Here is a 1,827-nt window from a genome sequence, read left to right as displayed (position 1 = left end):
CCTGAAGATCGGCCATTTCTTCGGCGAGAGCGAGAACGCCGTGCGCATCCAGATCTTCGTCGCGCTGATCGCCTTCCTGCTCCTCAAACTCGCCCAAGAAGCCCAGCGCGCCATCCCGCAACCCAGCACCTTCCGCCGCCTCGTCCGCCTCAACCTCATGCAAAGGCGGCCCATCGACACTCTCGGCGCGCCCCATAAACCGCCTGTCTTCGACCCCAGGCAAATGACCCTCGATCTCAGCCATGCTTAAACCGGACAGCAGTGGGTCAAGCCCGGGATGACGAGGCGCCTGTGACGACGCCGCCCCGTGAGGCCGATCGGCTGCCTTTCACCCCCGCAGCATCGCCGCCACCATCGGCGAGAAGTAGGAGAGAATGCCGGAGGCGCCGGCGCGCTTGTAGGCGGTCAGGGTCTCGACCATCGCCTTGTCGCCGTCGAGCCAGCCGTTGCCGGCCGCCGCCATGATCATCGCGTACTCGCCCGAGGTCTGATAGGCGAAGGTCGGCACGCCGAATTCGCGGGCAAGCCGCGCGAGGACGTCGAGATAGGGAAGCCCCGGCTTCACCATGATCATGTCGGCGCCCTCGGCGAGATCCTGGGCCGCCTCGCGCACCGCCTCGTCGCTGTTGCCGTAGTCCATCTGATAGGTGCGCTTGTCGCCCTTCAGCATGCCGCCGGAGCCGACCGCGTCGCGGAACGGCCCGTAGAAGGCCGAGGCGTATTTGGCGCTGTAGGCCATGATCATGGCGTCGCGGCAGCCCGCCTCGTCGAGCGCCGTGCGGATGCAGGCGACGCGTCCGTCCATCATGTCGGACGGGCCGATGACGTCGCAGCCGGCCTCGGCCTGGACGACGGCCTGCCGGCACAGCACCTCGACCGATTCGTCGTTGAGGATGCGCTCGCCGGCCATGACGCCGTCATGGCCGTGGCTGGTATAGGGATCGAGCGCGACGTCGCACATGATGCCGACCTCGGGAACCGCCTGCTTGATCGCCCGGGTGGCGCGGCAGACGAGATTGCCGGGGTTCAGCGCTTCGCTGCCGGTCTCGTCGCGCAGCGAGGGGTCGGTATAGGGAAACAGGGCGAGCATCGGGATCGCAAGGTCCCGCGCCCGCCGCGCCGCCTCGACGCAGTCTTCGACCGACAGCCGGAAGACGTTGGGCATCGAGGCGACGGGCTGCGGCTCGCCGCCGCCCTCGCGCACGAAGATCGGCCAGATCAGGTCGGCGGCGGAGAGGGCGTTCTCGCGCACCAGGCGCCGGCTCCAGTCGGCCTGCCGCAGGCGGCGCAGCCGCATGCCGCCGGTCGCGGCGTCGATCCGGTCGGTGATCGAAACTGTCTCTCTGCTCATCGCCGTCGTCCCTTGCAACATTCGCGGCGCGGGCGGGCTCGGGGCGCGGCCTTGCCGGCTCCCCTCGGTCGTCCCGCGCAAGGCTCTGCCTACAGCATCGGTCCGAAAATCGGAATCGATTTTCGGTCAGTACGATGCGCCGGACCGGAGCGCCGCAGCGTCCTTCGTGCGTTTCAAAGGGCGGCGCGGCGCCGCCGGCCGGTCAGGTCGCGGCCGCCGGATCTCCTGAACCCGCAGGGCTCCGAATCCATGTTTCAATGTGTCTGATCAAGGAGACTGGCGAGGTAGTCCGGTGACCATCCGGCGAGTTTTCGGCGTGATTTGAGGGACTTCTTGTCTTTGGCCGTTCGGATGAGATTGAGCGCGAAGTGCCGGACGACGGCCATGTTCCTGGCGCCGTGGCCTTTGCGCAGGCGAGACTGATCGTCCTTGAACAGGACGTCGAGCACCCAGTGAAGCCGGTTCTCGATGCCCCA

General features: G+C 67.5%; 1 protein-coding gene and 2 pseudogenes. 1 reads left to right on the top strand and 2 read right to left on the bottom strand.

The genetic code is table 11. The features are described 5' to 3' along the window. Positions 1 to 250, top strand: a pseudogene (locus tag J1C47_RS16475) (IS4 family transposase); the annotation flags it as partial. Between the two features lie 78 nt (positions 251 to 328). Here J1C47_RS16475 and hemB read toward each other — a convergent pair. After that, a complete protein-coding gene (gene hemB, locus J1C47_RS16470) occupies positions 329 to 1,351 on the bottom strand; it encodes a porphobilinogen synthase (RefSeq protein ID WP_207351884.1) in 1,023 nt (340 codons plus the stop codon). 254 nt (positions 1,352 to 1,605) lie between these two features. Then, a pseudogene (locus tag J1C47_RS16465) lies at positions 1,606 to 1,827 on the bottom strand (ISAs1 family transposase); the annotation flags it as partial.

The sequence above is a fragment of the Jiella sonneratiae genome (genome assembly GCF_017353515.1).
Classification (GTDB): Bacteria; Pseudomonadota; Alphaproteobacteria; order Rhizobiales; family Rhizobiaceae; genus Jiella; species Jiella sonneratiae.
The sequence above is the reverse complement of the archived record's forward strand: the minus strand, read 5'-3'. Positions and strand labels throughout refer to the sequence as shown.